The following is a 22,292-nucleotide window of genomic DNA, read 5'->3' on the forward strand; positions in this document are numbered from 1 at the left end:
GCTCCTCCCGTCCGCTGGGGCCGCCGGTAGCCTCCGACCTGCTGTCTCGACACATTTGACGCCGTGCCGGCGGTGATATCCAATACCGCTTGAACAGGGCGGGCATAACCAGAAGTTATAGATGGTCAGAAGTCATTGGCTTCGCCTCAGCGGCACTCCGGCACTGGGAAGCACGGGCACTGGGAGGCACGGGCACTGGGAAGCACGGGCACTGGGAGGCACGGGCACTGGGAGGCACGGTGGAACTCAGGCAACTGCGTTACTTCACGGCGGTGTTCACCGAACGCTCGCTCTCCCGGGCAGCAGAGCGGCTGCTCATCTCGCAGCCCGCACTGACGAGGCAACTGCGGCAGCTCGAGCAGGAACTCGGCGCCACGTTGTTCGAACGCATCCACACCGGGGTGCGCCCTACCGCGGCCGGCAGTGCACTCCACGAACACGCGCTGCAGATCCTGAGCATGGCAGATGCCTGCCGCCGGGTCGCACAATCCGCGGGCCCCGCACGGGAAATGGTTCGTGTCGGTCTGCCGCCGGGGCTCCCGCCCGGCTGGGTGCAGCGAGTGCTGGCCGAAACCCGGCGCCGCGTGCCGATGGCGGAACTCGCGTTCACCGACGCCAGTAGTACCGCTCAGCTCCGCATGGTCCGCGAAGGGCACCTGGACGTCGGATTGGTCCACCAGACCCCACCGTCGAGTCTGCAGCACAGGGAACTCTTCGCGGATCCGTTCGGGCTGGCCATCCGGCCAGGCCACGCGCTGCGCGGGCGGACCGGCTGCCGCCTCGCAGATCTCGACGGGATGCGCGTACTCGCGCATGCCCGTGATCAGGTACCTACCGAACACGACCGGCTGGTCGCCGCCGCCCACGACCTCGGCATCGCTCCGGAGTGGCACTTCGCCCACTTCAGTGAGAACGCGTTGGCATGCGCGCTGGCCGCCGACGCCCACGCAGTACTGCTCACCGAGGCGAGCGCCGCTCGATTGCTCCCTGATTGGTCATGGCTTCAGCTGACAGACCCACCCTTCTTGATGCGCACCTGGCTCGTGCGTCATCAGACGACCAGGTCGATCGTGATGGACATCAGCGAAGTCATGATCGACACCGAGCGTTATGGGCCGGACGTCGCCTGATCCGTCATGCGGGACTCGACGGACCTGTGCGCTGTTCGCCGACCCAACTCCGGCAGCTCCCAGCGAAGCCGACGATGCGTGAGTGGGGTGATCGGACGCGGCCGTGAACGTGGCCGCATCGGGTAGGTGCAGCCATCGGGTACCCGGGTGCGGACGCGCCCGGCGCAGGCGGTACGCTGTCATCTTGCCGGACACGGAGCCGGCACCCGGCGGGTTGCCCGAGCGGCCAAAGGGAGCTGACTGTAAATCAGCCGGCACTGCCTTCGGGGGTTCGAATCCCTCACCCGCCACACATCGGGAAATGCCCCGGTGACCTGGAAAGACAGGTCGCCGGGGCATTTCCATGTTGTCCGGCTGTCTCCGGCTCGATCCGGTCCGATCCGGCTGGCTGTCCCCAATGCGTCCCCACGGCTACCAGCCGCGTAGCCCGCGTTCGACGCGCTCCCGGGCGGCCTGTTCTCCGCCGTCGATGCACTTGGCGTACACGCGGAGCAGGACCGACAGGCTGTGGCCGGCCCACCGGGCGACTCGCGGCGGCTCCACGCCGCTGCTGAGCCACTGAGAGACACAAGCGTGCCGAAGGTCGTAGGGACGCTTCGCGAGCGGGCCTGCGGCAACCTCAGGGGTGAGGACCGCTGCGCGAGCCGCGGCCCACGTGCGGGCGTAGACGGAGCTGCTGAGCATCGTGTCCTGCCGCCAGCTACCGCGGAACAACCGGCCGTCCCTCGCGGTGCTGTACGCGAACAAGTGGTTGTGCAGCATCTCCGTGAGTTCGGGGGTAACCGGAACGGTTCTGCTTTCGCCGGCCTCGCGGTGTTTCAGCGCGCCTTCCTCGCTCACCTCGCCGGAATCAGTCCAGCCTCGGCCGACCTCTGGGCGGGAATCCTCAATACGTAGCTCGCCCCATCCGGACGCGGGCATCGAGAGGTTCTGCTTCTTCAGGTTCACAGCTTCTTCCGGTCGCAACCCTGCGTAATAGAGCAGGGCAAAGAACGCCATGAGCTTCTTGCCGGTGCTGTTCACTTCGCCGGCCGCGTTGATAAGGGTCCGGGCTTGGACCGGATTCACCACGGACGTCGGTTCCACGGTCGTCGGGGATGCCTTCCTTCGCTTCGTCCGGATCTCGGCGAACGGGTCGGCGGCGAGTAGTTTCTTCTCGATCGCGTACTGGACTGCGTTCGACAAAGTCACGCGCCGAAGTCGCGACGTATTGGCCGATACTCGGGTGCCGTCCAGCTTCTGCTCGATCGCTCGAAGGACCGCGCGAGCAACGTCGGCATTCTCCAGGTCTCGCACCCGCATGCTCGCCCGGTTGAGCCGTTCATATGCCTTGCTCAGGTGCGGATTCATCTCCTCGGCTCGGCCGGCCGCACGCAGGATCTCGGTGACCTGCTTCCGAGTCCCTGCGTCGTTGACGATCGGTTTCTGAACGAGCGCCATCGTCAGTGGGATGAGGGACTGCACGGTGCTGCGCCGGTGGTTGGCGGACGAATCCGCCCACTTCATGTGCACGTAGTCCCGGGCGAAGTCGATCCAGGTCATGTCCTTGTCTGCGCCGCTCATCGACGCAGGCAACCCACTGCTCTTGCTGAACGCTTCGCCACGTTGCTGTGCGGCCTTCAGGTCCGACCGGAAGCTGTCGGCCTGCGGGCGTTTGCTGAACGACTCGCCGAATCGCTCGCCGCCGACGACCACCGGACGCGGTGGCTCGTGACTTTGCCGGCCTGGTTCTTCCGGCTCTCGATCGAGTGGACGCGGACGTCGTAGGAGGTGGCGCTCACGCTGCGACCTCCCGTTCGTCGAGCCAGCGTTCGAGTTCGGTGTGGCGGATACGGATCTCCCCGTTCGGCAACTTGATGTACTTCGGCGCGCGTCCCTTGGCGCGCCAGTCGTAGAACGTCGACGGTGCGATGCCTAGCTCGTGGCAGAACTCGCGGACCGTGAGGAAGCGGCGGGTAGCCATGTGCGGGTCTCCCTGAGGTGCGTGCGGGCGGGGGAGGCGACGAACACGGTGACTCCTTCCTGTCTGGGTGCACGGAGGAAACGAACTTACGAACTAATGCGCTGACCTGGGGTTTTGTTGGGGTGGGGTGGGGACTTAGTTCGTAACGTACGAACTAAGTCGCGGCGGGGTTCGGGTGTTTGTGCTGGTCAGCGATTTAGTTCGTTAGTTCGTATGGTTCGTGGGGTCGTGGTCGGCGGTGGCGATGTAGACCTCGGTGGGGCGGCCTTTGCCGCCGGCGGGTTTGCGGAGTTCGCGGCGGATGCGGTCGGCGTCGATGAGCTGGTCCAGTAGCGCGGTGATGTGCTCGGCGGGTTTGTTGCCGCCGAAGTAGTCCTTGGTGATGTCCTTGCGGGTGCGCCCGTCGGGGCCGGCCTCGGTGATCCAGGCCAGCAACTTGGCCGGGGTGGCGGTGTCGAGGAACAGGGCGCGGGCGGAGTCGATGGAGTAGCGCACGAGCGCGGCGGCGGCGTCGAGGTGGGCGAGGCCGATCTCGTGGGTGCCGTCGAGGGCGGCGTGGATGCCGGCGATGCGCTTGCAGTACGGCAGGGCGCGCGAGACGAAGCTGGCGACGGGTTCTTGGTGGGCGTCGGTGTTGAACTCGAGGTAGAGCTCGCGCCACAGGCCGCGGGCGTCGTCGGCGAAGTCGAGCAGGCCAAGCCGGCCGCCGGCGTCGAGGCGGTCGGCGAGGCCGGCGGCCAGGGACAGGGTCATGCCGGGGTCGGCGCCCTGGCTGTCGGGCAGGGCCTGAGACCAGGCCACGGCCAGGGGCAGGAAGCGGTTGTAGGTGCCGCCGGCCATGTCAGCCTCGGAGAGCTTGGTGCGGAACTCCTTGGGCGTGATGTGGGCCAGTACGCCGACGTGCGACTTGGGCGCCACCCGCGCGTTGACGGTGAGGGTGGACAGGTCGCCGCCTTCCCACGCGGCGCGCAGGATCTGGGACAGGCTGTTGCCCTCACGCTTCATCTTGGCCATCACTCCTCCCCATTCGTTCTCGAACGCCAGCAACCGCAGATCGGGCGGGGCGGCGTCCGGGTCCGATTCGTCGCCGAGGGCGAACCGCTGGGCCAGACCTTCACCGGAGGTGAGGCCGGACTTGACGTTGTTGACCGCGAAGTCGCCGTCGGCCTCGGCGATCAGCCGTTTGGCTGCCGACCACGACGAGCCCTTCTTGCCGGTGTTGGTGTGGCCGATGACCATCGGCCACACGAGCAGCGGGTGGACGTCGTCGCCGGCGCGGACGTAGGCACCATCGCCGAGGTGCACCCCGGCCGCGCAGATCAGCGAGCCGAGGATCGCCACCGGGTCGGCCTCGCTGGTCGGCGCGATCTTGTGGACCACGTGGCCGAGGTAGCAGTCGAACGCGCGGTCATCGATGCTCGGCAGCCACGACCGCGCGCGAGCCACGGCGGCAGCCGCGCGAGTGTCGAACTCGTCGGCATCCGGGACCGCGCGCAGCGGGCGAGCGGGCATGGACATCAGGCAGCCTCTCGGTTCGGGACGTGGCGCGGGTGCTGGGCGCCTTTGGTCAGGGCGGCGTCAACGACGCGGGCGATCTCGCCGGGCGTGCACCCGCAGTCGGCGCCGATCAGGGTTTGCGCCGCGTGCAGCAACTCGCCGCGGGCGTGGTCGGGCTCGCACAGCCCGGCGCCGACGAGCTGGCCGACCCGCCAGGCCGCGCGAGACAGCACGGCGTTGTGCTGGCCTGCCGGTGCGGCGGCGACGGCCTCGCACTCGCCGCGCAGGGCGGCCGCGGCGTATCTGCCGGGCTCGGTGACCGCCCGCACCGACCGCACCGGCCCCTCGAACGCGGGCCGTTGGCACAGCACCTGCAACAGCCACGGCGGCAACGGCGCCGGATCACGGTCGTCAACGAGCTCGTAGCCGCCGGCGGGCAGGGTCGAGCCGGGGCCGACGACGTAGCCGCCTCCGGCGCGGGTGTCGACGTGCGGGGCAAGCTGCCCGGCAGTGTTGCGCAGCTCCACACCCTCAGGGAGGGCGAAGTACAGGTGACGGCCGCCCGAGGGCGTGGCGACGGTGTAGGTCTCGGGCAGCGGCACCCCACGTTCCTCGGCCACCCGCGCGATGCCCACCGTCCCGTCGGGGTCGGTGTCGCCGGGGTCGGCGGTGTCGAGGTCGAGCACCAACAGGCGGGACGGGCCGGTCGCGATGCCGATGTTGAACGCCCCGGCCTGCCAGCACCGGGTGATCCGCTCGACCTCGGTCGTCGCGCGTCCCTCCCACGCTTTGATCGCGGGGCGCTTGTCCCGCGGGGCGAGCGGGAACACGTGCCAGCCCATCGCCGCGAAGTACAGGGCCCACTCGGTCAGCGCGGGTGAGGCCGTCGGGTGCATCACTGATCACCTCCGCGGAGGTTGGGAACGGTCGGTGTGGTCGTCGTGGCGCGGGTGCGCGTGGTCATCGCAGTGCCTTCCGTCGTCACGTTCGGTAGTCGAAGTGGGCGCCGGCGGTCCGGTGCGAGGTCGCAGGGAGGGAGCCGTGCCGGCGGCGTTGAACTGCCGTTCTGGCCGGGGTTTCGGCCCGTGTGCTGGGCCGACTCCCTCGCTTCCCTTGTGGTTGTTCGTGCTGATCAACGCAGGGAGCCGGTGCCGGGGAGGCGGTGAGGGAGAACTCCCTCGGATGTGGTGGCCTCCCCGGCCGGCGAGTTGGTCACGTCGGTTCGTCGGACTCGCCGTTGTCGTCACGCTGTGCGATCGCGTCGCGGATCTTGTCGGCGGCGACCTGCATCAGGCCGCCGGACTTGTAGGGCTCGGCGTCGTAGTCGGCCAGGTACTCGGTGAGCCGGTTGGGCGTCCACTCGCCGTAGGCGGCCCGGTTGTGCTCGGCGAGGCGCTGCAGCACCTCTTGAGTGCGCATCCGGGGCTTGTCGCCCATCACGGCGGCGATGTCGGCCAGCGGGTCGAGCTGGGTGCCTTCCTCGGGTTCGGGCTCGGGCAGTTCGGTCTGGTTGCGGAGCTGCATCGCTCGCCGGGTGACGCGGTGGGCGTCGTTCTGGTCGACGTAGAACGAGCGGAGCAGGCCGGGCTTGGCGGTGAACCCGCGCTGCATACAGGTGCCGATGTCGCCGGGACCCTCGTCGGTCTTGGGCTCCAACCCGACCGCGGAGATGCCGGTCTTGTAGGAGCCGGTGCCAAGTACGGCGTCGTTGCCGTTCTGGTCACCGATGGCGAAGCACGCCTTGTTCGAGGCCACCGAGATGATCTTCCGCGGCAGGGCGTCCTTCGACGGCTCGGGCGTGAGGAACATCAGCGTGATGCCGTACTTGCGCGCGGTCGACATCAGCTTCGAGGCGACCTCGATGGCGTCCTTGCCGTGCTTGCCGAGGAACAGGTTCTGGCACTCATCGATCACCACGACCCGCGGCCGCAGCCGCGCGTCCTTGGCCGCGATCTGGCGAGTGACCGCGCGGGCGTCGTGCTCACGCAGCGCCGAACCCCGCACCGACAAGTCCTCGTAGAGACTGGTCAGGATGTCCATGCAGGCGTCGACGGTCTCGTCACCGGCGCCGGTGTGCAGGCTCCGCAGCCGCGGTTTCATCGGCTCGAAGTCGGCGTTCTCGGCCATGACCACGACGTCGATGTCCACAATCGGGTCGAGCATCGCCCCGAGCACGAGCGTGATCGCCAGGGTGGACTTGCCCGAGCCCATCATGCCGCCGAAGACGTAGTTGGCCTCGAACAACCGGCCACGCACCACATCGCCCTTGATCGTGATCCCGGCCGGCACGCCCGCGAAGTAATCCGTCTGGGCCCGGTCGAGGTCCGACAGCAGCGGCCACGGATCGACCGGGCCGGACAGGGCGCCCCGCTTGGCCACCCACAGATCGAGCACGGCCGGTTCCGGCTCGGTGGGCCACACCTCGATCGGATACCGGACCAGGTTGTGCGCCAAGGTCGCCTTGCGCTTGACGATCTCCTCGACCGGGCACGCCGGCGGCAGCGCAACCTGCGCACGCCAGCCCTTGCCGTCGATCGTGGGCGGGGTAATGAACTTGATCCGCCACCCCTCCTTCACGGCCTGGTTGAACCCGCGAATGTTCAGGTTGTGCAGGGCATTCAGGATCGTGTTCTCGTCCGGCAAACCGTCCATCACATCGCCCTCGGCCGGCGGGGAAAGCCAGGTCGGCACCTGGGCGTGCTCGCGGCCCTGCTTGTACAGGTAGAACAGACCCAGCGCCGACCCGCCCAGCACACCGAACACCCCGTAGGCCGCGATGAACCACACGGTGAACGCCACCGCGTCCACCACCGCCCGGATCGGGGCGATGACGTCGGCGATGTCGCCGGAGTTGGCGAACAGCAGGAACCCGATCACCAGCAGAAACCCAGCCAGGCCAAGAAGTCCGACCACGCCGGCCTTGATCCACTGACCCGGCGCCTTGATCCAGTCCATGACCCGCGCGTGGCGACGGTGCTTCTCGGCGACGTCAGCTTCCTGCCAGTACCGCAACGCTTCCTGATCGCCCGCCGCCTCGGCGGCCCGCATCTGCCGCTCATACCGGGAGGCGCCGTGGGTGTCGCGCCACCGTCGCCACGTCACGCCGATGCCGGCGACCGGGTAGGCCAGAGCGTGCCGCATGACCGTCTTCGTGCGCTGATGTGTCGTGACGGTCTTGACCACGCGGCCGACGACGACCGCGTCGCGGCGGTAGGCGCGGTACCGCTCCAGCGCCTTTTGCTTCTGCAGCTCCCGGTACTGCTCGGCAGTGACGATCTCGCCCTCGATCACCTCCGACTCGTCCACGCCGGTATCGGCGTGCTGGGTCGACGGCAGGTAGTGCACCGGCGCCAACTCCCGCCGCTCGGTCTCGTTCTCGTTCTGGTTCTCGTCGTCTCGGGTGCTCATCGGGCCTCACCTCGCTGGTGTTCGTCGCGGAGCTGGCGGGCGTATTTCGGCGCGCACCGCAGCGCCTTACGGATCGACTCGGCCGACGTCGGGTCCAGCTCGCCCGCCTCGATCGCGGCGGTGAACTCGGCGCGGAGCTGATCGAGGGTGCGGCTCACGCGGCCCCGGATCGGGCCCCGATCCGCCCTCGATTCCTGCTGGTCACCGGCCACATCGAGGGTCGCCACGCCACCCCCGGAATCCGGGGTCGATTCCTCGTGGTCGGAGTTCTGGCGTTCGGCGTCGGCGATCAGATCGGCCAGCGCCACATCCCACGCGGGGTCACCGGCCGGCACGCCCGACGTCGAATCCGCCGGGGTCGGGTCGATTGCCGATTCCAACCGGCGGCCGTGGCCGGTGAGGACGTAGCGGCCCGGGGCGTAGACCACGGTGGCGGTGCCGTGCTCGTCGAGTGCCACGGGTGCTTGCCGGACGGCGGCCCGGCGCACGCGCAGGCATTTGCGCTCGACCTGGCGGGCGAGTGTGGCCTCACGCCGTTCGGCCGGGGTGCGGCGCGGTCCGGCGACGGTGAGTTGGTGGGCGATGACACCGGCCACCGACACCAGGCCCATCGCCGCACCCGCGCTCCATCCGCGGTCCAGGCCGTGCAGGACGTTCAGGGTGAAGTTCACCCCGGCGAAAACCCACACGCCCAGCTGCAGCGCCCACACCGGCGCGCCCGGCGTCCGCTTACGCGACACCTCCACGGCCAGGGCGAAGGCCCACATGCCCAGCTCGGTCAGGATCGGCAACGCCAACCCGGTCGCCCCGGCGTAGAGGCCCAGCCCGTACTCGGCCATCGCCGGGACGGCCATCACGGCCGAGACCAGCGCCAGCGGCCAGATCAGCAGCCGCACGACATGCTCGGCGGCCCAGCCACGCAGGGCCCGCCAGCGGTCCGCCCGCCGCGCGGAAGCCTCGGCCTTCGCCTGGCGGCGCTGCTCGGCGACCTGTTCGGCCTCGCGGCGCTGCTGCTCGGCGCGGGCCTGCTGCTGGCGGATGCGGCGCTCGGCCGCGGCGTCGGCGTCCAGGCGTGCCTGTTCGGCCTCGGCTTGGCGGTCGGCCCGCTTCTGTTCCCGCAGTTCTGCCCAGCTCATCAGGCGATCCCCTCCCCGTTCACGTCGGACGTGTCACCGCTGGGCACGGCCTGCAGCGGACGTCCCTCGGTCTTGTCGCCGCGCTGACGGCGGGTGGCTTCGTGGCCGACCCACAGGGCCCCGGCCAGCACCGAAATCCCGGCCAGCCACCACGCCACCGTCACCGCCAGCAGCAGGGGCAGGCCGATCGCGGCCAGTTCGGCGATGTGCCAGCCCACCCACGCCACGGCCTGGTCGGTGCGGGTCGGCGCGTGCTCACGTCCGTCGTGGACAGTCAGCTCGCCGCGCCGATACGGCTGCAGCTCGGTCATTTGCGGATCACCGCCCTTCGGGTCGCGTGGAAAGCCACCGACAGCAGCGTCAGCACGGGTGAGATCGCGGTCCCGGCGATCACGCCGAGCCCGACCAGCGACGGAGTGGTCCAGCCGCCCGCGGTCTCGCGGGTGACCAGCCACAGCACCATCGCCAGAGCAGCGGCGAACAGCACCGCCTGCACGGCCTCGATGCCGTCCTCACGGTCGATGTCAGCCTCGGTGACCACCTCCGCGCCGCACTCGCACGTCTCAGCGTCCTCGGCGGCCGGGTGGGTGTTGTCAGGCGTAGACACGGGTGTCCTCCCGGGAAGTCGTGGTGTTCTCGGCAAAGAAGTGGTTGATCGGCCCGTCGGGCGCCTGGCTGGCCTGGCGGGTGGCGAACCCGTCGGCCCGGCGCATGCCCACCTCCAGCACCCGCGCGGCCAGCACGAGCGGGATGCGGATCAGGTGCAGGACCAGGAACAGGGCGACCGCGGCGGCGAAGCGCAGCAGCGCACCGGTGCCGTAGCGGGCCAGTACGTCGAAGCTCGACATCACACGCTCCGTCCCGCATCGAGGTCGGCGCGCTGCAGCTCCATCGCGGCCATGAGTTCGAGAACCTCGGCCTCGCCGGCGTGGAAGACCACCTGTGGGTCGGCCACATCGCCGGTGGCGTGCTCCCACAACTTGGCCCGTTCCCAGTGCGCCAAGGCCCGCTCACGCAGCCGCTCAGCCACACGAGCGGCCGATACCTGCTCGATCAGGGCGTTCAGCGCCTCCGGGGTGTAGACCACCTCGTCGGTCGTCGCGTGCGGCGTGCGGTTGCGTAGCATCGGGGTCCTTCCCTTCGAAGGTGTTCGTGTCTGGTTGGGAAGCCCCGGCGCGGTGGCGTTCTTGGTCGGATGTGCCGCGCCGGGGTCATCAGCGAGCAGGAGGCGGGTCATCGCTTGCCCTCCTTGTGGATGCGGTCGCAGGCCGGGCAGCGCGGACCGGGCAGCTTGAACAGCCGCCACGTTTCGGTCTCGTACTCACCGGCTTCGGCGGTGGCCCCGCACAGTGCGGTGATGCGGCCTGACCACCACGACTTGTGCTTCTTCAGGTGCACCAACGGTTGGTTCTTCTTGCCCATGGCGGTGTCTCCCTCAGAGGTTGTGCAGGTAGGTGGCGGTGGCGTCCTGGGCGGCCGACACGAGCGGCTGCAGCTGCGAGAGCTGTTCCAGACCGGTGCCGTAGAGCCCGCCTGCCTCGGCAATGGCCGGGTGGTTGCTGCCCTGGGCGGCCTGGGCGATCTGGCCGCGGATCGTGTCCAGTTCCTGGGTGGCCTGGGCCAGTAGCCCGAGTACGGCGGTGGCCTGTTCGTTGGTGGCGGCCAGGTGTGCGCGGATCTCGTCGATGCTCGACATGGGGTGTGTGTTCTCCCTTGTGTGTGGCGAAAAAGCGGGTGGTCAGAGGGTGTTGGTGTAGTCGTGCAGAGCGGCGGCGATGGCCTCGGAACGGGCCACGAGTTCGCGGATCTGCTCGGCCAGTGCGCGGTATCCGGTGATGGCCTCGGCCACGGCCGGGGCCGAGCTGCCCGCGGCGGCGCCCTCGACGTGGGCGGCGGCCAGTTCGTAGGACAGGGCGGCCCGGTTGAGCAGGTGTTCGTGCTGGCTGTTGCCCTCGGCAGCCGCGGCGAGCACGGCGCGGACCTCGTCAATGCCGGTCATGGCAGAACCTCCAGAAGAAGCAGACGGACGGGAACTCGCGTCGGCGCCTCGTGTCGGCGCGGGTGCGGGGGTGGGGTCCGGTGCCGGGGCGGGCCGCGGGACGGTGCGGCGGCGGACCTGGCCGGAGACGGTCTTGACCGACTCGTCGACGTGCACGCCCTCCAGGGCCGAGACGGTCACGTCACCGGAGGTGGAGCGGGCATTGAGTGTCGAGTCGTCGGTGGCATGCACCGCCACGTCACCGGAAGTGCTGCGCACGTGGGCCGTTCCGGCCAGTGAGCGCACCGCGACATCGCCGGACACGCTGTGGGCGCGCAGATCGCCGGTGTGGGCGACCGACACCCGCCCCGAGGTGGTGCGCACCTCCGCACTGCGGGCCCGGTCAACCTCCACCCCGCCGGAGACGGTGGCGGCCTCGACACTGGCCAACTCGCCCGTGGTGTGCAGGCTCGCCGACCCGCCGGAAAGCTTCACGGCCGAGTCCTCGGGCAGATGGGCCACCACCCGCACCCCGGACGAACCACCCGAGATGACCTGGCCATTCGAGATGACCGTCGAGCCGCCGGAGATGACCGCGCCGTTGACGACGGTGCCGCCGCCGGTGTTGACCACCGAACCGTTGCCCTGAATCACCGTGTTGACCACGTTCGACGAGCCGACCGCGACGTAGGAACCGCCGCCGATCGAGGTCGGGCCCGTCGGGCCGACGGTCTGCACGCTGCCGCCGTCGTCGTCGGGCAGGCGCACCGACAGCCGGTCGCCCTCCGAGTCGATGCGGGCCCGCTCGATCAGCCGCTCCGCAGCAGCATCGCCCGGGGTCAGCGGTTCGAGCGTGACGCGGGCGGTGTCGGTCTGCCCGGCCCGCACCTGCACCTCACCCGCCGCGGCGTCCACCGCGAACCGAGCCGCACCCTGCTGGGCGTGTTCCTGCTCGCGCATCAGGACCACCGCCCCGAACGCTCGCCGCAGCGCAGCGCCACCGCCGTGGTCACCAGCGACGCGGCGACCGAGATCAGCCGGTGCGCGGCCTGGTCCATCTCCATCAACGCCGTGCCCGGGCCGCCCTCGTCAACGACGCCCTCCCGGCGCTGCACGGTGGCGTGCGCCAGGTAGCCGCCCTTGTTGGCGAGCTTGCTGCGCAGGAACTTCTTGAACGGCTCGCGCCGGTCGATGACGTAGTGCGTGGCGGCGTTGATCGCGTGGCCGGTCAGCCACGCCCGCACCGGCACCCGATGCCCCAGTACCCGCGTCACGGCCCACCCGGCCGCGGCCTGACCCGCGGTGTAGGTCGCCACATGACGAGCGCAGTGCCTGGCACCCTCGCGGCCCGGCTCGCCCTTACCCGCGGCATCCGCCGAGGACTGCACGATCTTTGGCGCTGCTTCTTGGTCGTGTAGCGGATGTGTCGGTTGGCTGCTCGCGACACGGTTGTTAGCTGCTGACAGTGAGGGTGTCTCGTTCGTAGGTTGCGCTGCGTGTTGTTGCACTTCTACGAGTCGACGGGCTGGCAGCCCTGGGGTGTGGGCGAGCGCCCGGTGATCCCGGAGGGGATGCCGGTGCTGATCGACGAGGACTTCCAGTTCGAGGACGCGGCGGGTCCGCGGCCGAGTCGTGCGGTGAACGCGTGGCTGCGGTCGCTGCCGTCCAGCGGAGCGCCGGCGGCGAACACCTGGCGGGTGTACGCGCAGGCATTGCGGGATTGGTTGGTACATCTGGGTTTGCATGGGCTTTCCCCTTTCTCGTGTCGGGTGGATTTGGTGGCGGCGCTGGGGACGTACGCGGATCGCCGGCTGTGCGGGCCGGTGTCCGAGCGGCTGGCGGGGTCGTCGTGGGGCGTGCAGATGACGGCAGTGGCCGCCTTCTACGAGTGGGCCGAGGCCGAGGGCTACGCCGAGGCCGCGCCGTTCACGACGGCGGTGGTGCAGCGGGTGACCGATGAGCGGGTGCGGGCGGTTCGTCGGAATTACGCGAAGCTGCGGCGGGCGAAGCCGCACGTGGGGATCAAGTACGTGCAGGCCGATTTCGCTGAGCTGTTCTGCCGGTCGCTGGCCGGGTTGGCCCCGGACGGCATGGAGAACCCGGCGTTCCGGGGCTGGTATCCGGGCCGCAACTCCGCAGTGGCGCGGCTGGTGCTGTCCACCGGGCTGCGCCGGCGGGAGTTCACTCACCTGCTGGTGCACGAAGTGCCGCCGCTGCCGTCCGAGCCGACCGAGGTGCCGATCCTGTTCCCGGTGCCCGAGCTGGCCGCGAAAGGGCGAAGGCCCCGCCTGACCTGGATCGACTACGACGCCCTGGTCGCGGTGCACACCTACATGCGGCTGGAGCGGGCCGTGTCCGCCGCGTCGGCGTCCTGGCGGCCGGAGGACCCGCTGGTGGTGACCGAGCCGGACTTGTTCGGCGCTCGGGTCAACGGCCGGCGCACGGCCTGGTCGGCGTTGACCCCGGCGGAACGGCGCCGTCTGGTCGAGCCTGGTGGCGGGTCGAGTTTGCTGGCGATCAGTCGGGGCGGTCGGCCGTTCCTGGACTGGGCGACGGTGTTCCGCCGCGCCTCGCGGCGCATCCGGGCGAGCGTGGAGCCGCGGTTCCCGGACGTGCACCCGCACCGGCTGCGGCATTCGTTCGCGATGGCCACGCTGGAACGGCTGGTCACCGGCCACTACCAGCGGGCCGCCGAGCTGGTGGCCGCGGCGGGCGGGGACGCCGCGCTCGCCTTCTACCTGACCAAGGCCGACCCGCTGGAGATCCTGCGGGACCTGCTCGGCCACTCGTCGGTGACCACAACGGAGATCTACCTCAAGCGCTTGGACGTGCACCGCATCTACCGGGCCGCATACGAACGCGCTGGGCAACGCGCAGGGCAGGTGGACCCGGCTGTGGACGCCGAGGTGGATGCGGAGTTCGCCGACGAGTTCGGCGAGTCCGGGGAGGAGGTCTGATGCCGGCCTGGGTGCTGGACGATCCGCTCGCGGTGACCTTCCGGCTGCCGCGCGACGAGCCGCTGACGATGGGACTGGACGACCTGCCGAACCCGGCGCTGGCGCGGGATCTGGCGGTGGGCGTGACGCGGCTGGCGCATCCGCACGGCCCGATCGCCCGCGCGGGCACGGCGACCCAGTACGTCCGGACGGCACGGCGGATGGTGCGCGAGCTGCACGCCGAGGGGTTCATCGGCGGGGCCGCGCAGCTGCGCCGCACAGTGCTGGTCGCCTACTGGCTGCGCGGGCATTACGGCGTCGAGCACCGCACCCGGCGGATGCTGCGGGCGCTGGAGGAAGCCGCCCCGGTGCTGCCGCCGGAGACCCGCGATCTGGTGCTGGGGCGCAACTTCAAGAAGCCGCCGCCGAACACGCCGCTGCCGCCCTACACCCCCGGCGAGTGGTCCCGGCTGCTGGACACCTGCCGGGTGCTGATCCGCCAGTCCTGGCGAGCCCACCAGCGGATCGTCCCGATCGCCGAGGCCGGCGCCGACCCGGCGGTGGCCGGGTGGTCGGAGCCGAACATCGCGTGGTTGCTGCGTCGCTGGGGGCCGGTCGGCCGCCCGGCGGTGGCTGAGCATCTGGGCACCACGATCCGGCGGATCAGCATACTGGGCGGGTTGCCCGAGGTCCGGGACGCCCTGTTCCCCGCGATGGACGTGGTGATCGCCTACCGGCTGCTGCTGGGCGCCTACACCGGCATCGTCCCGGACGGCCTGGACGGGCTCGACCTCGGCGACATCGACTGGGCAGGGGACGACACCGTGCTGCTGAGCTACCTCAAGGGCCGCACTGGCGACGAGAGCCTGACGTTGTCTCCGCGGGCGAGTCGGCTGCTGCGGCAGTGGCTGCGGCACAGCGAGCTGCTGCGCGGCCACGCCGCGCCGGAGGTCCGGGATCGGTTCTGGCTGGCCGCGACCTACCAGCGCACGGCCGCGCCGCCGGGATTCAGCGACTGCATGCTGCGCAAGTGGATCGCCCACCACGAAGTGCGCGGCGACGACGGGGAGCCGTTGACGCTGCACAAGCATCGCGTCCGCACCACCTACCATGCCGAACGCGCCACCCAGGGCTGGTCCGGGCACGCCACGATCGACCCGAACCACTCCGCGCAGGCCGAGGGCGACCGTTACCTGGCGGTGGCCACGCCCGCGCAGCAGGCGGCGGTGAATGCGATCATCACCGACGCGCAGGCCGACCTGCTGCGCCGGGCCGAACGCCCCACGGTGCTCACCGACGACGACACCGTCGAACTGGTCGCGCAGTTCCCGGAGCAGGCCGCCGGGCTGGTGCTGGACGAGACGGTGCTGCGGGAACTGGTCGGCGGTCAGCGGGACGTGTTCACCGCGGCCTGCGCGGACCAGCTCGTCGGGCTGCACGGCCCGAAGGGCAAGCCCTGCCCGGCGAGGCCGTGGGTCTGCCTGCTCTGCCCGCTGGCGGTGTTCGCGCCCCGGCATCTGCCGAACCTGTTGCGGCTCAAGGCGTTCTTCGCCCGCCAGTTCCGGCAGATGCCGCGCGAGCAGTTCGCCGCCGTGTTCGGCCCCTACGCGCACCGGCTGTCGGCCGAGGTCCTGCCCCGCTTCGCCCCGGCCGCGATCGAGCAGGCCGGGCAGCAGGTCGCCGACGTCGATGCCGAGCTGCCGCTGCGGCCCGAGGAAGCCACCGAGGAGGCCGCGTGGTGACCCCGTTGTCCCCTCCCGAGGGAGCGGTGGCCGGTGGTTCGCTGTTCGCCGGGGTCGACGTCGCCGAGTTCGCCGGGCTGCGCTGGACACCCGGCGCCGCCCGCCCCCGATTCGAGCAGGACACCTGGTCGTTTCAAGGCTGGGCCGACGCCTCAATGCAGATGCGCGCAGCGGAGAAACGCTGGCAGTTCGGGCTGATCCGCAACCCGCGCTGGCGCACCGTCGCCAAGGAACTGGCGCTGGCCTGGCTGCATCCGGCCGACGAACGGGTCGTGATCTTGCCTGCTGCGCGCCGCACCGCGTGTCATCCCCGCACCTGCCACTCCCGGCTGTTCCACCTGACGTTCTGGTTCAACTGGCTGACCGACCGCGGCATCAGCAGCCTGGCCGAGGTCGGCCAGCACGAGGTCGAGGTGTTCCTGCGGGACTACAGCGAGATCAAGGACGCGGACGGGAATGTGCTGCGCGCCAAGAAGAACCGCACCCTGGTCACGATCGTCAAGGTGATCCAGTCGATCGCGGACTACGCGCCGCTGCTGTCGGCCGACCGCTACCGCGACGACTTCCGACCCTGGGGCGCGCGCACGCCGGGACGGGTTCTGGGGACTCCCTGCCGCCCGCCGAACAGCACGCCGCCGTTGCCGGACGAGGTGCTGCACCCGGTGCTGTCCGCTGCGCTCTACATCGTCGACACCCTCGGCCCGCACCTGCTGGACCTGCTGAACACGGTGGCCGAGCAGCGGAACCGGGTCGCCGGGCTGCGCCGGAACCTGCCGCCGGGCATGGACCAGGTCCTGCCCGGCGTGATGGCCCGGCTGCTGGTGCGCGAGTACGTCGAGCCCAACCGTCCGTTGCCCGAGCTGGACACCGGCAGCATCCGCCGACGCCTGCGGGAACGCGGGTGGTCCCCGGAGGATCCGCTGCTGCGGGTCAACTTCGCGCCGTTGGCCAACCAGCTCGGAGCCCAGCGGCTGACCGGGCCCGAGATCGAGCTGGTCCGCCCATCGATTCGGGCCGCGCTGGATCAGGTGGGCCTGGCCCCGCCGTGGTGTCGCGACGCGCCCACGGTTGCCCGCGCACACGACGGCACCCTGGTGCCCTGGAGCGAGCCCAGGCAGGGCGGCCCCGAGCTGGACGGGCTGCGCTGGCTGTGTTTCAACGCGGCGCTGATCGCCGTTGCCGCGCTGACCGGGATGCGCAACAGCGAGCTGATGGAGCTGACCATCGGCGGACGACACACCGAGCAGGTCGCCGACGACCTGGCCCGTCACTACCTGCACAGCAAGGTCGTCAAGGGCCGCCGCTGGGGCGGCGAGCCCGATGAATGGGTCGTGGTCGAGCAGGCATACCGCGCCGCGGAGTTCGCCGAACGTCTCGCCGCGCACTGCGGGCGCCCTGCCGAGCCCGGCGCCGCGCTGTTCGGCCGGTTCAGCTCGTTCCGGCACGGCCTCTACGCCCACTTCCGGGACTGGGTGAACGATCCGGCCGGCGGCGGCCGGCTCGGGCTGGCCCCCATCCCGGACCATCCGGTCACGCTGCGAGCGTTGCGCCGGACGCTCGCGCTCGAGCTGGCCGCACGCCCCGGCGGGGTCATCGCGGCGAAGGTGGCGCTCAAACACATCTCGATCAGCACCACCGAGGGCTACTCGCACCGGCCGGACGGGGCGCAGGCGGTGTTCCACGCCGAGTGGAAAGCCGCCGCGGCCAAGGAAAACCTGCGGTCGGCCGTCGAGGCGTTCCGCGAATTCCAGGCCGGGCAGATGCCCGCCGGGCCCGGCGCCGCGCGGCTGGTCGAGACGTTCACCGCCGTCGACGCCGCCCTGGCCGAGCAGGCCCGCGCGAATCCGTCCGTGGTCGACAGCGACCGGCAGGTCGAGCTGCTGCTCAAGGCCAAGGCCGCCACCCTGCATCCGGGCGCGGCGAACTACTGCTGGTTCGATGACCCCAGCCAGGCGCTCTGCCTCAAGCTCGCTGGTGTCACCGAAGCAAGCACGCCGCTGGCCGGAATGTGTGACAGCGCCCGCTGCCCGCAGGCCACGCACCACGCACAGCACCGGCCGGTCTGGGTCACCATCGCCGACAACACCAGCGAGCTGCTGGACAGCCGCCGCATCCCCGCCGGCGAGAAGCACCGGCTCAAGGCCGAACATCAACGCGCACGAGCAGTGATCGACCAGATCGACCGCGCCGCCGGCGACGACGGGAGCAGGTGAGCATGCCGCTGTCACCCGCGCAGCGGGACCGGATCGAACGGCAGATCCGGGCCGCGATCGACCGGCTGCTGGCCGGACAGTTCCCGCCCGGCGGCGGCTGCGACGTCAAGACCCTCGCCCGCGAGGCGGGCATCTCCCGCGCAGCGCTCTACCGCACCTACGGCCACCTCAAGGAGGAATTCGAGCGCCGTCGGCAAGCCCAGCTCGATGCCGGTGACCAGCCCGACCCGCGCGAACAACGGATCGCGGCGCTGCGCGAGCGCACCAGCCGACTCACGACCAAGCTCGCCGCCACCCACGCCGAACTGCGAACGCTGCGGGCCACGCATCGGCAGGCCCTGTCCGCGCTCGCCGCGGCCGACGACACCATCCAACGGCAACGTCGGCAGTTGGCCGACGCGCACAACTTGCTTGCGCAGCAGGGGAACCAGAACCATCGCCTGGTTCCCCTGCCACCTGCTGGCGGTCCGCAGACCGCCACTAGCGCCGCCGCTCCGGAATTGGCAAAGATCAGAAACCCTGGTGAGCGGGCCGACGGTTACAGCACCGCCAGCAACACCGCCGAAACCCCCAGCGCCAGGCCATGAAGCGCCTGATCAGCCGCATACATGCCGTTCAGGCCGCCCGCGTTGAGCCGGGCGAAGTCCGGCGAGCCCGTGCGTTCCAACAGCCACCGCACCGGCCAACGGCGGTCCAGCAGCGCATGGGTTCCGGCCGACCACGCCAGCGCGCTCACCACGCCGGGAGCGGACCAGTGCAACGGCAACACCAGCCACGCCAGGAACCCCAGTACGAGCAAGGAAAGGTGGTACTGGCCGACATGCGCCAGGTTCGCCAGCCACCCGCGATGCGGGCTCGCGCCGGCCGCAACCTCCTCCGGCTTCGGAGCGCCCTTGTTCGCGGCCTGCCAATCGCATTGGCCGGTCACGTGATCGGCCAAGTTGTGGCCTACCAACAGAACGACGCCGCTCGCGGCGAACGTCGCCAACGTCATCAGCTCGTCGACGGTGGCCATCACATCGTCACCGCTGTCCCCGACCGGGTGATCTCCGACACGGAGATCGGCAGCGACAATCGAGACACGGCAGCTGCGAAACGCCTGGTCGCTGCACACGACTTCGGCACCGCAACCTCGACACGGTTCTTCCTGGACACGGTGATCGCCGCGCTAACGAGATGATCGCAGTACGGATGCACATCCGAAAACGTCGCCTGCAGCGCCGCGAACAGCGCCAACCCGCGCACCTCGATGCCTCGCATCAGGCCGCCACCTCCCCGTCGGAGACGTGCTGTGCAACGAGCGCCCGCAGAGCTTCCGGGCTCGACTTGCCCTGACCAGGCACTCCGGCGATCACCTGCTGCTGTTCCAGCAATGCCAGGTGCTCCCGCTCGGCCCGGCGACGCGCCCGGTGAATCCGCGCCGCGTCGTTGAACCGGCGCCGCGCCCGCCACTCGGCCATCTCCTCTTCCTCAGCGAGCTCGCGATCGACCTCCTCGATCAGCCGGTCAACCTCCTCGCGCTCATCCATCGCTCGTTCCTCCTCCTGAGCTGCGTAGATGTACTCATCAACCGCGACCTCAACCGCCTCACGAGCGGTCCGGTCCGTGATCCGTGCCGTGTGCATTCGCTTCCTTCCGTTGGGTTGACCAAGGTTGACATTAGTCAGCATTGGTCAATCTGTCGTTAGGCCAACCGAGTGAGTCTTTGGTCAGGGTTGGTCAAATCAGTAAGCTGGGCGCATGGAGAGCGCACTTCCGGGCCTTGCCCCGTTCGAGCGGGTCGCCGCCGCAATTCGGGACGCGATAGTTACCGGCAACGAGTGGTCACCCGGCGACCAGCTCCCGAGTAACCGGGCCCTTGCCGACCGATACGAGGTTTCGTTGCCCACGCTGCAGCGCGCCGTCGGTGTCCTCCGAGAGGAAGGCTGGCTCGTGTCTCGTGGTTCGGTCGGCGTTTTCGTCGCTGATCCGCTTCCCGAGCAGAAGCGCTCCGAGACGCTCGCCGAGCTCCGGGAGACCGTATCGACCCTGCGGAGTGACCTCGCGGCGTTGGAGCAGCGAGTCAGCGCGATCGAGCGGTCCGATCACTAAGCCGCCGCCTGCCGGATGAAGCTGACGATGCCGTCGATTGCGCCTTCGCCGATGTCCCAGAGGTCGCCGACCCAGTCGGCCGCCTCACCGGGGAACTTCACGATGATCACGAACAGCGCGATCATGATCGCGATCCCGACGACCTTCTTCAGCCCGCCGCCGCTTCCGCCGCCAGTCAGTGCCTGCAGGGGGTCCTTCTTGCCCATCGTTCTCTCCTTGCTTCGTTCGTCTCTCGGCGTTGTCGCCGTCGAGAACAAGACTCCGCGAGAACGATCGAGCCAGGTAGATGATCAGGGGGTGACTCGTTGGGGAGCCGTACCGAGTCACCCCCTCTTGACCAGCAGAAAGTCAACGTAGGGGGCTGAAATTGGGGGATGAACCGTCCAAGCTTGAGCGGGCACGACTCGCCAAAGAGTGGTCCTTGGGGGAGGTGTGTCGTCGCCTCTCCAGGGCCCGGGCCGAGATGAAACCCGGGTATCCACCGAAGCCCGACAGCATCAAGCGAATGTTCCAGGACTGGAAGAGTGGTAAGAAGCGGCCGACCGACTGGATAGACGAGCTGTGCGCCGTCTTCGAGATGTCACCCGCAGCGCTCGGTATCGCGGAGGAAGAACCCGCTCAGGCGCCCCTGGCCATTCCCCGGACGTTGCCGAGCGTTGCCGAGTACGGCGACGACGCCTTCCTCGAATCCGCCCGCGGCTATCTCAGCCACCTCGTCGCACTCGACAACCGGTTCGGCGCGGCCGACATCGTGCCGATGGCCGTGCGGTACTTCAAATCACTCAAAGACCTGCTGGGCACCGGTGCATACGACCCGAGCATCGAGCGTGACTTGCAGGCGGTTACAGGCGAGATCGCGGAGTTGGGCGGCTGGCTCGCGTACGACGCCGAACGGCACGACCTGGTACGCAAGCTGAACCAAGAGGCGTTGTACTACACGCAGCTCGCCGGCGACCGAAGTATCGAGCTTCTGACGCTGCAGAACGCAAGCATGCACGCTGGCGCGATGGGTCGTCCGAACGAAGCGCTGCAGCTCGCGAATCGTGTACTGAACGGGTTCGATCTCTCGCCCCGGCTGCGTGCCCTGTTCCTCACCCGAAAGGCCCGTGCACTGGCGCAGGCGGGAGATCCGGGCGCGCTGCCCTTGTTTGGGGAAATAACGTCGCTCTACCTCGAAGGTGTCCGCGACGATGATCCGATGTGGGCATGGTGGATCGACGAACGGGAACTTGCGTGGCACAAGGCGATGGCGACCGATGCACTGCACCCCAGTGGCGCGGCGCTGCCGGAATTCGAGCATTCTGTTGAAGCAACTGACCCGAACGAGATGCGGAGCCAGTACCTCCACCGCGCCTACCTGTTACAGGCCCAGATAAGCGCGTCTTCCTGGAGCGAAGCAGAACAGACAATCAACACGTTGCTGCCCCTCATTCCACAGGTTGAGTCGACGCGCACCAAGGTGCTCCTCAGGGAATCGATCGCCAAGATTGCCGGTGGGGCACAAAAGGTCCCGGGCGGAATACAGGCCGGAATCGCGAAGCTGGGCATAGCGTTGGACGACGCGGATGCATTGGAGGTCCTGTGAACAGGGACGAGCTACGAGCCTTGGCCGACCCGGCTTTCGAGCAATACTTCCTTGTCTCACCGAGCAAGTTGAACCTGCTCTTCACCGCAGCCGACATCCGACCGAGCGACGTGGTTCTCGAAGTCGGAGCGGGAGCGGGCACGGTCGCGCGCAACATGCCGCCATGCGCGAGCCTGACCGTCGTGGAGCTCGACACGCGGCTGATCGACGCACTTCGACGGGAAGTGCCACACGCAGACGTGCGACAGGGCGATGCGCTGCAGATCGCCCAGGAACTCCACTACGACGTGCTGATCGGCAACCTGCCCAACGTCGTGACCGAGTCCCTGATCGACCTGCTACCGCAGCTCTCGTTCCGCACGGCCGTGCTCGCCACCGGCCAGAACTCAGATTTCAGCCGGCTTCCACCGGAGTTCACGGTCAGCGACGTCACGACGATTACGGGCGACGACTTCAGCCCGCCGCAGCCGAGCGTCTCCCGGATCGTGCGGGTCGCGCGTGACGTGCCCCGCGGGTAGTTGAGTGTCGTGCCGCCGGGCCCGTGGTCCTAATGTGACGGCGTCTACGACCTGTGCGGCAACACCTGGGAGTGGCGCTCGACCGATTCCAAGCC

The 22,292-nt window shown here is 69.4% G+C and carries 26 protein-coding genes and 1 tRNA gene; 9 read left to right on the forward strand and 18 right to left on the reverse strand.

Annotated features, from left to right (window positions below):
• The first annotated feature begins 239 nt into the window (after nucleotides 1-239).
• Nucleotides 240-1,130 carry a LysR family transcriptional regulator gene (locus tag LY40_RS21235; RefSeq protein WP_183779804.1) on the forward strand — a complete coding sequence of 297 codons (891 nt, stop codon included), beginning with the start codon at nucleotides 240-242 and terminating at the stop codon, nucleotides 1,128-1,130.
• A 208-nt stretch (nucleotides 1,131-1,338) separates the two neighbouring features.
• Nucleotides 1,339-1,420 (forward strand) — tRNA-Tyr (locus tag LY40_RS21240).
• Between the two features lie 121 nt (nucleotides 1,421-1,541).
• Here the strand turns inward: LY40_RS21240 and LY40_RS21245 are convergent.
• From LY40_RS21245 to LY40_RS21310, 14 genes are all read right to left on the reverse strand, one after another.
• A complete protein-coding gene (locus LY40_RS21245) occupies nucleotides 1,542-2,825 on the reverse strand; it encodes a tyrosine-type recombinase/integrase (protein ID WP_258937939.1) in 1,284 nt (427 codons plus the stop codon).
• 82 nt (nucleotides 2,826-2,907) lie between these two features.
• The gene (locus LY40_RS21250; protein WP_258937940.1) at nucleotides 2,908-3,093 is read right to left on the reverse strand and encodes a helix-turn-helix transcriptional regulator; all 186 of its coding nucleotides are present in this window, start codon (nucleotides 3,091-3,093) and stop codon (nucleotides 2,908-2,910) included.
• A 204-nt stretch (nucleotides 3,094-3,297) separates the two neighbouring features.
• The gene (locus LY40_RS21255) at nucleotides 3,298-4,611 is read right to left on the reverse strand and encodes a DUF3987 domain-containing protein (RefSeq protein WP_258937941.1); all 1,314 of its coding nucleotides are present in this window, start codon (nucleotides 4,609-4,611) and stop codon (nucleotides 3,298-3,300) included.
• A complete protein-coding gene (locus LY40_RS21260) occupies nucleotides 4,611-5,486 on the reverse strand; it encodes a bifunctional DNA primase/polymerase (protein ID WP_258937942.1) in 876 nt (291 codons plus the stop codon). The genes LY40_RS21255 and LY40_RS21260 overlap by 1 nt, the downstream gene beginning before the upstream one ends.
• A 316-nt stretch (nucleotides 5,487-5,802) precedes the next feature.
• On the reverse strand, nucleotides 5,803-7,998 hold the full coding sequence (locus LY40_RS21265) for a zonular occludens toxin domain-containing protein (RefSeq protein ID WP_258937943.1): 2,196 nt from the start codon (nucleotides 7,996-7,998) through the stop codon (nucleotides 5,803-5,805).
• Nucleotides 7,995-9,134 (reverse strand): hypothetical protein, encoded by a 1,140-nt coding sequence (locus LY40_RS21270; protein ID WP_258937944.1) that lies wholly within the window; start codon nucleotides 9,132-9,134, stop codon nucleotides 7,995-7,997. Before LY40_RS21270 ends, LY40_RS21265 begins: the two co-directional genes overlap by 4 nt.
• Nucleotides 9,134-9,445 (reverse strand): hypothetical protein, encoded by a 312-nt coding sequence (locus LY40_RS21275; RefSeq protein ID WP_258937945.1) that lies wholly within the window; start codon nucleotides 9,443-9,445, stop codon nucleotides 9,134-9,136. Before LY40_RS21275 ends, LY40_RS21270 begins: the two co-directional genes overlap by 1 nt.
• Nucleotides 9,442-9,741 carry a hypothetical protein gene (locus LY40_RS21280; RefSeq protein ID WP_258937946.1) on the reverse strand — a complete coding sequence of 100 codons (300 nt, stop codon included), beginning with the start codon at nucleotides 9,739-9,741 and terminating at the stop codon, nucleotides 9,442-9,444. The genes LY40_RS21275 and LY40_RS21280 overlap by 4 nt, the downstream gene beginning before the upstream one ends.
• Nucleotides 9,728-9,982 carry a hypothetical protein gene (locus LY40_RS21285; protein ID WP_258937947.1) on the reverse strand — a complete coding sequence of 85 codons (255 nt, stop codon included), beginning with the start codon at nucleotides 9,980-9,982 and terminating at the stop codon, nucleotides 9,728-9,730. Before LY40_RS21285 ends, LY40_RS21280 begins: the two co-directional genes overlap by 14 nt.
• Nucleotides 9,982-10,371 (reverse strand): hypothetical protein, encoded by a 390-nt coding sequence (locus LY40_RS21290; RefSeq protein WP_258937948.1) that lies wholly within the window; start codon nucleotides 10,369-10,371, stop codon nucleotides 9,982-9,984. Before LY40_RS21290 ends, LY40_RS21285 begins: the two co-directional genes overlap by 1 nt.
• Nucleotides 10,368-10,556, reverse strand: coding sequence for a hypothetical protein (locus LY40_RS21295; RefSeq protein ID WP_258937949.1), 189 nt, complete (start codon nucleotides 10,554-10,556; stop codon nucleotides 10,368-10,370). The genes LY40_RS21290 and LY40_RS21295 overlap by 4 nt, the downstream gene beginning before the upstream one ends.
• A 13-nt stretch (nucleotides 10,557-10,569) precedes the next feature.
• Nucleotides 10,570-10,830 (reverse strand): hypothetical protein, encoded by a 261-nt coding sequence (locus LY40_RS21300; protein ID WP_258937950.1) that lies wholly within the window; start codon nucleotides 10,828-10,830, stop codon nucleotides 10,570-10,572.
• Between the two features lie 42 nt (nucleotides 10,831-10,872).
• Nucleotides 10,873-12,072 (reverse strand): DUF4097 family beta strand repeat-containing protein, encoded by a 1,200-nt coding sequence (locus LY40_RS21305; protein WP_258937951.1) that lies wholly within the window; start codon nucleotides 12,070-12,072, stop codon nucleotides 10,873-10,875.
• Nucleotides 12,072-12,500: a hypothetical protein gene (locus tag LY40_RS21310; RefSeq protein ID WP_258937952.1), complete on the reverse strand. Its 429-nt coding sequence runs from the start codon at nucleotides 12,498-12,500 to the stop codon at nucleotides 12,072-12,074. Before LY40_RS21310 ends, LY40_RS21305 begins: the two co-directional genes overlap by 1 nt.
• A 108-nt stretch (nucleotides 12,501-12,608) precedes the next feature.
• On the opposite strand from LY40_RS21310, the gene LY40_RS21315 reads away from it, so the two are divergent.
• From LY40_RS21315 to LY40_RS21330, 4 genes are read left to right on the forward strand one after another with little or no spacing between them, the layout of a single operon-like run.
• Entirely contained in the window at nucleotides 12,609-14,069 is a 1,461-nt protein-coding gene (locus tag LY40_RS21315) for a site-specific integrase (RefSeq protein ID WP_258937953.1), read from the forward strand.
• On the forward strand, nucleotides 14,069-15,790 hold the full coding sequence (locus LY40_RS21320) for a hypothetical protein (RefSeq protein ID WP_258937954.1): 1,722 nt from the start codon (nucleotides 14,069-14,071) through the stop codon (nucleotides 15,788-15,790). The genes LY40_RS21315 and LY40_RS21320 overlap by 1 nt, the downstream gene beginning before the upstream one ends.
• Nucleotides 15,784-18,003 carry a site-specific integrase gene (locus tag LY40_RS21325; protein ID WP_258937955.1) on the forward strand — a complete coding sequence of 740 codons (2,220 nt, stop codon included), beginning with the start codon at nucleotides 15,784-15,786 and terminating at the stop codon, nucleotides 18,001-18,003. Before LY40_RS21320 ends, LY40_RS21325 begins: the two co-directional genes overlap by 7 nt.
• 2 nt (nucleotides 18,004-18,005) lie before the next feature.
• Nucleotides 18,006-18,590 (forward strand): hypothetical protein, encoded by a 585-nt coding sequence (locus tag LY40_RS21330; protein ID WP_258937956.1) that lies wholly within the window; start codon nucleotides 18,006-18,008, stop codon nucleotides 18,588-18,590.
• Here the strand turns inward: LY40_RS21330 and LY40_RS21335 are convergent.
• The 3 genes from LY40_RS21335 to LY40_RS21345 are packed head-to-tail and all read right to left on the reverse strand — an operon-like array spanning nucleotide 18,542 to nucleotide 19,532.
• The gene (locus LY40_RS21335) at nucleotides 18,542-19,018 is read right to left on the reverse strand and encodes a hypothetical protein (protein ID WP_258937957.1); all 477 of its coding nucleotides are present in this window, start codon (nucleotides 19,016-19,018) and stop codon (nucleotides 18,542-18,544) included. The two genes, LY40_RS21330 and LY40_RS21335, sit on opposite strands and share 49 nt — an antisense overlap.
• The gene (locus LY40_RS21340) at nucleotides 19,018-19,239 is read right to left on the reverse strand and encodes a hypothetical protein (protein WP_258937958.1); all 222 of its coding nucleotides are present in this window, start codon (nucleotides 19,237-19,239) and stop codon (nucleotides 19,018-19,020) included. The genes LY40_RS21335 and LY40_RS21340 overlap by 1 nt, the downstream gene beginning before the upstream one ends.
• Before the next feature lie 23 nt (nucleotides 19,240-19,262).
• Complete coding sequence (locus tag LY40_RS21345; protein ID WP_258937959.1) at nucleotides 19,263-19,532, reverse strand: hypothetical protein; 270 nt, start codon at nucleotides 19,530-19,532, stop codon at nucleotides 19,263-19,265.
• Nucleotides 19,533-19,743: 211 nt separating this feature from the next.
• Here LY40_RS21345 and LY40_RS21350 point away from each other — a divergent pair, with 211 nt between their 5' ends.
• The gene (locus LY40_RS21350; protein WP_258937960.1) at nucleotides 19,744-20,094 is read left to right on the forward strand and encodes a GntR family transcriptional regulator; all 351 of its coding nucleotides are present in this window, start codon (nucleotides 19,744-19,746) and stop codon (nucleotides 20,092-20,094) included.
• Here the strand turns inward: LY40_RS21350 and LY40_RS21355 are convergent.
• Nucleotides 20,091-20,300: a hypothetical protein gene (locus LY40_RS21355; RefSeq protein ID WP_258937961.1), complete on the reverse strand. Its 210-nt coding sequence runs from the start codon at nucleotides 20,298-20,300 to the stop codon at nucleotides 20,091-20,093. The two genes, LY40_RS21350 and LY40_RS21355, sit on opposite strands and share 4 nt — an antisense overlap.
• 299 nt (nucleotides 20,301-20,599) lie before the next feature.
• Here LY40_RS21355 and LY40_RS21360 point away from each other — a divergent pair, with 299 nt between their 5' ends.
• Entirely contained in the window at nucleotides 20,600-21,679 is a 1,080-nt protein-coding gene (locus tag LY40_RS21360) for an NsdA family TPR-like regulatory protein (protein ID WP_258937962.1), read from the forward strand.
• Nucleotides 21,676-22,197, forward strand: coding sequence for an rRNA adenine N-6-methyltransferase family protein (locus tag LY40_RS21365; RefSeq protein ID WP_258937963.1), 522 nt, complete (start codon nucleotides 21,676-21,678; stop codon nucleotides 22,195-22,197). The genes LY40_RS21360 and LY40_RS21365 overlap by 4 nt, the downstream gene beginning before the upstream one ends.
• The last annotated feature ends 95 nt before the right edge of the window (nucleotides 22,198-22,292 follow it).

It is taken from the genome of Prauserella salsuginis (assembly GCF_024648885.1).
Taxonomy (GTDB): Bacteria; Actinomycetota; Actinomycetes; order Mycobacteriales; family Pseudonocardiaceae; genus Prauserella; species Prauserella salsuginis.